5 protein-coding genes are annotated in these 7,618 nt (G+C 59.9%); 4 read left to right on the top strand and 1 reads right to left on the bottom strand.

Going from position 1 to position 7,618, the window contains the following annotated elements:
• Window positions 1–165 precede the first annotated feature (165 nt).
• The 4 genes from EBBID32_RS21185 to EBBID32_RS21170 all read left to right on the top strand — a co-directional run bounded on the left by EBBID32_RS21185 (window position 166) and on the right by EBBID32_RS21170 (window position 5,748).
• The gene (locus EBBID32_RS21185) at window positions 166–1,815 is read left to right on the top strand and encodes a right-handed parallel beta-helix repeat-containing protein (RefSeq protein ID WP_231382275.1); all 1,650 of its coding nucleotides are present in this window, start codon (window positions 166–168) and stop codon (window positions 1,813–1,815) included.
• A 367-nt stretch (window positions 1,816–2,182) separates the two neighbouring features.
• Entirely contained in the window at window positions 2,183–3,124 is a 942-nt protein-coding gene (locus EBBID32_RS21180) for an IS110 family transposase (protein WP_006966739.1), read from the top strand.
• Window positions 3,125–3,193: 69 nt separating this feature from the next.
• Entirely contained in the window at window positions 3,194–4,384 is a 1,191-nt protein-coding gene (gene nhaA, locus EBBID32_RS21175) for a Na+/H+ antiporter NhaA (RefSeq protein ID WP_006966737.1), read from the top strand.
• Window positions 4,381–5,748, top strand: a complete 1,368-nt coding sequence (locus EBBID32_RS21170) for a chloride channel protein (RefSeq protein WP_006966735.1) — start codon at window positions 4,381–4,383, stop codon at window positions 5,746–5,748. Before nhaA ends, EBBID32_RS21170 begins: the two co-directional genes overlap by 4 nt.
• Before the next feature lie 140 nt (window positions 5,749–5,888).
• On the opposite strand, the gene EBBID32_RS21165 is transcribed toward EBBID32_RS21170, so the two are convergent.
• Complete coding sequence (locus EBBID32_RS21165; protein WP_037492365.1) at window positions 5,889–7,271, bottom strand: alpha,alpha-trehalose-phosphate synthase (UDP-forming); 1,383 nt, start codon at window positions 7,269–7,271, stop codon at window positions 5,889–5,891.
• Window positions 7,272–7,618 lie beyond the last annotated feature (347 nt).

Raw genomic sequence — 7,618 nt, 5'->3', positions numbered from 1 at the left:
GCGATTACGTTAAGTGGTGTGCTGGGTAAGACGGCGCGCGACCCAAAGAGCCGCGAACCAGGTTGTGAGGATGGCAACCAAAGCATCGGCCAGACTGGATGAGCGACCCGCCAAGCGATATGATCCCCACATGCGGAACCTCGGGATGCGCGCTTTCCAGATTGAATGGTCGACGTTGCCCGCTATCAGCCACCTCATGATCAAATCCTTTCCATGGCTCGACGCATCATGAATATCCCTGTGCAGCCGCTACTCCCGTTACCGACAGCCCTACGCGGCGTGCTATGGCATTTTCTGGCGATTTTTGCGGTGACCCTTGGGCTAATTGGTTCAATCAGTTGCCGGGCGACTACCTTTTATGTCGATTCCAGCTTGGGCTACGATGGAAATGACGGCAGGTCGGCCACCGCACCATGGCGTTCGCTCCAAAGGGTTAGGGACATGCCCTTCCAGCCAGGCGATACCATCCTGCTGGTTGCAGGATCGGTGTGGCGAGAGCCTTTGGTCATCACGCGGTCCGGCCGCAACAATGCGCCAATCTCGGTCCGCGTAACCGGAACTGGCCCACGACCACGGATCGAGGCGGGTGGTGTTGCCGACTATGGCGTCGCCATTTTCAATGCCGAATTCGTGACCGTCAGTGGCCTGGAGATCACAAATGACGCGACGCCGGTGAAGCCGCGCTTCGGCATCCTGGTTTCAGCGCAAGATAGCGGCGTCAAGCGCGGCATTCGCGTCACTGACATGTATGTGCATGACGTCCGCGGGACCAATGACCGCAAGGATAACGGCGGGATAGTGTTCCGCACTCTTGGACCGAAACTGGCGACCCGGTTCGAAGATCTGAGGATCGAGCGAAATATCGTTTGGCGGGTCGACAGGTCAGGCATCGCAGGGATCAGCGATCAGGTGACGATAGCGCGATGGTTTCCGAGCGGAAAGGTCGTAATCCGTGATAATCTTATCGAGGATGTAGGTGGAGACGGCATTGTCCCGCGCGGGACTGACGGTGCCCTAATAGAACATAATATTGTGCGCTACGCGGGCAGCCGCGCGCCAGGCTATAATGCCGCGATCTGGCAATGGAGTACGGACCACAGCCTCATCCAACTTAATGAGGCCGCCTTTACCGTCACCCGCTATGATGGTCAGGGATTTGATTCCGATTTTAACTCACGACGGACGACCTTCCTTTACAACTACAGCCACGACAATGCGGGCGGATTCCTGCTGATCTGTTCCCCACGCCGAAACAATACCGATAATCTGGGCAACTATGGAACGACCGCGCGCTTCAACGTCAGTCGTAATGACGCAGGCCGCATTTTTCAGCTCTCTGGCCCTGTCTCGGATGTACTGATCAAGGACAATGTCGTGCATGTCGGGAAGGCGATCGATGCGCAGATGGTGATTGCCACGGAATGGCAAGGCTGGGCCAATGATGTTCGCTTTGTCGATAACAGATTCGCCGTGGCGGGCATCGGGCGTTATGGCCACGAGGCGGGACGGAGTGGCCCTGACTATGTGATCGCGCCGGGTTTTTCACCGGCGGAAAATATCCGGTTCAGAAACAATAGTTTTCTGGGCCGCCATGTCGATCCGCCAACAGATGAGCGCGGCCTTTTCGAGACAGAATATACCGAGCCCCAAGCCGACTGGGCGGTGCCGATTTTCAATCCTGCCAGTGCTGGCGACTTTACCACCTTCATCCTTCAGCACCGCAGGTGGATGATAACGATGTTGGAGCGAGAATTGCACACCCCCGTCCGCCCGATGCAGCCAAGGATGACGACCTTCTTTGAGGCACGTCGCTGACGAAAAACCGGCACGCCTCAAGATGCGCCTTTCCAGTTATCGAGGTAACTTCCCTCGATATGCTCGTTTCAGCGTGATTGGAGCGGCAAATCTGATCGGGATATCTAGCCCTCTTTCAGTGCAGATTTCGCGGGTCCAATGGAATCAAGGAATTCCGCTTGTCTTATGACTTTGTGGTCCGTTCGGGTCAGGATGCGATGTCCGGTCCGGGGTGGCCACCCCGGACCGGACGGAAGGGGACGGATCGCAAAACCGCTGGTCGTGAAGGGACCGGGTTAGAGTAGGATCGCCCCTTTCTTTTTCATCAGGCCCGAACGGATACCGGGGCTTTCAAGGCCCGGATGACAAGCATGGGACAGCGAAAAAGATGAGCAACTCTCTACCACAAACCATCGGCATCGACATCTCCAAAGCGACGTTGGACTGCTATGTCCATCCCATCGGGATCGAGCGCCAGTTCCCCAACACCACCAAGGGCCACAAGACCCTGATCGCATGGGCCGGGCAATGGGAGGTCGAGCGGATCGCCTATGAGGCTACCGGCATCTACCACCGCGCGCTGGAGGTCGCGCTCGGCCATATGCCCTGCGTCAAGCTCAACCCGGAACGGGCAAGGCGCTTCGCTCAGGCGACAGGCACGCTCGCCAAGACCGATCGCATCGACGCCAGGCTGCTCGCACGGATGGCGGTGACGCTGAAACCCCCGGTCAGGCCCGCCCGAAGCCCGCAGCAGAACCAACTGGCCGAACTCGTCAACGCCCGCGATGGTCTGGTGCGTGATCGCACCGCGCTCAAAAACCGCGAAAAGAACCTCACCGTCACGCTGCTTAAGCGCCAGTGCAGCCAACGGCTCGAACAGATCGCTCGCCACATCGCTGCGCTCGACGCTGAAATCGCGGCCGTCATTGCCGCAGATGAAAAGCTCGTCCGGCGCCACCACATTCTCACCAGCATCGCTGGCCTCGGCACACTCACCGCCAACCAGATCATCGCCACCATGCCCGAACTCGGATCGCTCGATAACAAGCAGGCTGCCTCGCTCGCCGGACTTGCCCCGGTCGCGCGCCAGTCCGGCCAATGGAAAGGCAAAAGCTTCATCCGCGGCGGTAGGGCCAATGTCCGACAGGCTCTCTACATGCCTGCTCTGGTCGCCGCCCGATTCAATCCAAACCTCAAGGCCAAATACCAGCAGCTCATCGCTGCCGGAAAACCCGCCAAAATCGCCATCACAGCCATCATGCGAAAGCTCATCGTCACCGCAAATGCGCTACTCAGGGCAGATCGTCTCTGGACCACTGCATGCGCTTGACCATCACGGATACTCTAAGTTCCTTGTCCCGGTGGCCGATCAGGCGATCCTGCGCTAGGGACGGCGAACATGAGCACAATAGAATTCATACGTCGCCCTTCGTCGATGATGCGCGCCTTTCTCCAAACCGAAGCGGCTGGAGGTATCATCCTGATGGCGGCCGCAGCGGCGGCGATGATCGTCGCCAATTCTCCGTTCTCGCTGGATTATCGCGAAACGCTGCATCTTAAGCTGGGCGGTCTCAGCCTGCTGCACTGGATCAACGACGGTCTGATGGCGCTGTTCTTCCTGATCGTGGGGCTTGAGATCAAGCGCGAGGTAGTGGACGGCCAGTTATCGCGATGGTCCGACCGGATTCTTCCCGGGGTTGCGGCAGCCGCAGGCGTAGCCTTGCCGGCTCTCATCTATGTGAGCCTCAATCAATCCGATCCAGCAGGCCTTCGTGGCTGGGCGATCCCCGCCGCGACGGACATCGCCTTCGCATTGGGTATTCTGGCCTTGCTGGGCAGCCGCGTGCCCACGTCGCTCAAGATTTTCCTGACTGCCGTTGCGATCATTGACGATCTGATCGCGGTCCTGATCATAGCCATATTCTATACCGCTCAACTCTATCTCCTCCCGCTTGCAGGCGCGGGGATCGGGTTGGTGGTCCTCGCACTCTGCAATCGACGGGGGGTGACGGCGCTCTGGCCTTATCTATTGGTAGGGATCGCTGTCTGGCTATGCGTTTTACAGTCGGGCATTCATGCCACGCTCGCCGGCGTCGCCGTCGCGTTGACCATTCCGATGACCCGGACACCAGCAGCGCCCGACGATACCCAATCTCCTCTCGCCCGTCTGGAACATGGCCTGCATCCTTGGGTAGCCTATGCAATCGTCCCGATCTTCGGCTTTGCCAATGCAGGCGTGCCGCTGGCGGGCTTCACCGTCGCTGATGCTCTGAGTCCCGTGCCGCTGGGAGTCGCTCTGGGGCTGTTCATCGGCAAGCAGGTCGGTATTTTCAGCACAGTCTGGTTGCTGGCGCGGCTAGGCTGGAGTCAAAGACCGCGCGATGCCAACTGGTACCAGGTCTATGGGATCGCGCTGCTTTGCGGAATCGGCTTTACGATGAGCCTGTTTATCGGCAGCCTCGCCTTTGGCGAAGGGTCGCATCAGAACGATGCTGCCAAGCTGGGCGTTCTGGCAGGCTCCATCGCGTCGGCCATTATCGGTTTCATCGTCCTGCGTATCGCGCCCTCGACAACCGCGTTCCGGCCATGAGACTGTTTCCGCGGCTTTCGCGCATTGTCGCTTTCAAAGATGCGGCCCTCTCTGCCGATGGGACCGAGCGGGCACGCGACGCCCTTTCGGTGCTCCGTCGCCGGATCGCAACCGGCCTTGGCGCGGTGTTGCTTGGCCTCTTCGCGATCGCGTTTGCCAAGATGGGCGACTTCGCCCAGCACCAGTTTCTTCGCTTCAGTGCCGTCTGGCCATATGGCGCACTCCTGCTGACACCGACGATCTTTGCCGGCGCGGTCTATGCGACGAAGCGCTGGGCGCCCGAAGCACGGGGGTCGGGCATCCCGCAAGTTATCGCGGCTTCGCGCAATCCGGCGCGCGAAGCATTGGGACCGCTCATCTCGCTGAAAACCGGAGCGCTGAAACTCATCATCACTGTGCTGATGTTGGGCGCGGGCGGATCGGTGGGGCGTGAAGGACCAACGGTTCAGGTCAGTGCCGCGATCATGGTTGCCATCCACAGACTGTTGCGCGTACCGATCACCGCCGGTGTCCTGATCGCGGGCGGCGCAGCTGGCGTCGCCGCGGCCTTCAACACACCGCTTGCAGGCGTGGCCTTCGCGATCGAGGAACTGGCCTCCGCCTATGAACAAAGGGTGGCCGTGCTGGTCATGGCCGCCGTCATGGTGGCGGGCTTGGTCAGCCTCGGCGTAGCGGGCGATTATATCTATTTCGGCGCAATGCGTCAGACCCTCGACCTGCGCGGCGTGCTGTTCGTGGCACCGGTCGCGGGGGTCGCAGGCGGACTTGCAGGCGGACTTTTCTCACGCGCGCTGCTTGGCTTTTCCGCCCCGGGCCGCCCTTGGATACGCGCCATCAAGCAGCGTCCAGTAATCACGGCGGGTGCCTGCGGCCTGTTGGTGGCGATATTGGGCATAGTGACAGCAGGGGCCACTTGGGGAACCGGCTACGAGACGACCCGGCTCATGGTTGAAGCGCAGGGGGGATCGCCCTGGTTTGGTCCAACCAAATTCCTCTCGACACTTGCGACAGCGCTCAGTGGAGCGCCGGGAGGCATTTTTGCGCCATCCCTGTCGGTCGGTGCAGGACTCGGCGATCTGCTCACCAGCATATTTCCCGACGATCCCAAGGGCGCGGTCGTGCTGCTCGGCATGATCGGCTATTTCGTCGGCGTCGTCCGGGCACCGCTGACGGCCGTGATCATCATCACCGAGACAACGGCCAGTCGCGGCATGATCATCCCTCTGTTTGCAACCGCCCTGATCGCCGACGTGGTCAGCGCACTGGTCTGTCGCGAGCGGCTTTATCACGGGCTAGCCAAGCCCTTCCTCGATGCTCCGCCCGCAGCGTCAACTGAGCAGGCAACGCCCACCGCGACGGCCTGAGTTTCGAATTTCAACGGAGTAGATCGGCCGCCTTCATACCGGGGCGAATCCGGATGATGCCCTTCGAACTCCAGATCGATCCCTTCAGCCAGCGAGGTGCCGGCTTCGGCCTTGGCTTGCAAGATGATCATGGTAGTCCGTCAATTCGAAAGGGTATTGGAAAGCGCATCGGTGAATTTACGCCGCCACCAGATCACGTCCTCCTGCTCAATATTGTCCATCATCGCACGCCACCGTGCCACCCGTTCGTCCAGCGGCATGGCGAGCGCGCCGGCGAGCGCATCGGCTATTTCCTCCGGGCTGTGAGGATTGACCAGCAGGGCATCGGTCAACTGCTCGGCGGCACCCGCAAAGCGTGAGAGTATCAGGACGCCAGGATTTTGGGGATCTTGCGCAGCAACATATTCCTTGGCGACCAGGTTCATGCCATCGCGCAGGGGCGTGACCAGCCCGATACGGGCGGCCCGGTACATGCCTGCCAGTTGTTCGCGAGGATAGCCTTTGTTCACATAGCGAATGGGTACCCATTCGGCGTCGGCAAACTCTCCGTTGATGCGTCCCGACAGTCCATCGAGGGTCGCCCGTATCTCCTGATAGCTTTGCACATCACTTCGCGATGGTGGCGCGATTTGAAGCAGGAAGATGTCCTCCTGCACCGAAGGATGCGCCGCGAGAAAGCGTTCATAGCCCAGAAAACGTTCCTGCAGACCTTTGGAATAGTCCAGCCGATCAACGCCGATGATCATCGTGCGATCATTGGCGCTGATGCGCATGCGGCGATGCACTTCCCTCGCCACAGGTCCATTGGCGCTGATCACGAAATCGGCCGTATCGATGCCAATCGGGCACGCAATGACGCGCACGCTCTGGCCCTCATGGGTCACGACACCATTGTCGCCGATGTCGGCGTGCAGCTCGCCCCGTGCATAATCGAGGAAGGTTTCGACCCCATCGTGCGTCTGGAAACCGATCACATCATAGGCGAACAGCGATTCCACCAGTTCGCGGTGGCTCGGAAGCGAGAGTAGGAGCCGCATCGGCGGCCACGGAATATGCAGAAAGAAGCCTATTCGGTTCTTCCATCCTCTTTGCCGTAACTCCCGTCCCAGCGGCATCAGATGATAATCGTTTACCCAGATGAGGTCGTCCGCCTCCAGCAGAGGCGAAACGGTGTCCGCGAAACGCGCATTGACGCGCTCATATCCACCGGCAAAGCCCCGCTTATACTCCGCCAGATCGGTACGAAAATGAAAAAGCGGCCACAAGGTGCGGTTGGCATAGCCATTATAATATTCATCGATATCCTGCGCTTCGAGATCAATCGTTGCCGTGGTGACGCCGACGTTGCGCTGCAAGTTGATATGGCCAGTGAATTTTTGTGTTTCCGCACCCGACCACCCGAACCAGATGCCACCACTTTCGCGCAGGGCTGCCGACAATGCGACGGCAAGTCCACCCTGGCTTCCCGAACCACCGGAGGTTGTGGCCGAGACGCGGTTCGATATGATGATCAGACGGCTCATGTCGCGCATCCCCAACAACTGCTTCCCGGATATGCGGCCCTGCGCTGGCGTGTAGCTTGATGCCGCTCTGGCCGAATTTCTATTTGTAGATTGCCGATCATGCTGTGCCCCCCAAATGTGGCTTCCGCACGGGTATCAGTTTCTTTGGCTAGAGGGCAAAACGCTGCCTAAGCGCGCGGTACGGGGCCAGGCCGCCTCAGTGCGGTACGGCCCCTATCTCGACGACGGTTTTGTCATGAAGCGCGAAGCGATCGGCAAGATCGGCGCTGCGCTTGCGGGTGCTCCACTGACGTTGCGCCCTTCGCCGCGACGGGCGCCGAGAGCCTCTCTCTCAACCCTTACCCGTC

The organism is Sphingobium indicum BiD32 (genome assembly GCF_000382885.1).
Lineage (GTDB): Bacteria > Pseudomonadota > Alphaproteobacteria > Sphingomonadales > Sphingomonadaceae > Sphingobium > Sphingobium japonicum_C.
The sequence above is the reverse complement of the archived record's forward strand: the minus strand, read 5'-3'. Positions and strand labels throughout refer to the sequence as shown.

Excerpts from the sequence above, each read along its gene's own strand:
- EBBID32_RS21185 (WP_231382275.1), top strand. The coding sequence starts at position 166 with ATGGTCGACGTTGCCCGCTATCAGCCACCTCATGATCAAATCCTTTCC.
- EBBID32_RS21180 (WP_006966739.1), top strand. The coding sequence starts at position 2,183 with ATGAGCAACTCTCTACCACAAACCATCGGCATCGACATCTCCAAAGCG.
- nhaA (WP_006966737.1), top strand. The coding sequence starts at position 3,194 with ATGAGCACAATAGAATTCATACGTCGCCCTTCGTCGATGATGCGCGCC.
- EBBID32_RS21170 (WP_006966735.1), top strand. The coding sequence starts at position 4,381 with ATGAGACTGTTTCCGCGGCTTTCGCGCATTGTCGCTTTCAAAGATGCG.
- EBBID32_RS21165 (WP_037492365.1), bottom strand. The coding sequence starts at position 7,271 with ATGAGCCGTCTGATCATCATATCGAACCGCGTCTCGGCCACAACCTCC.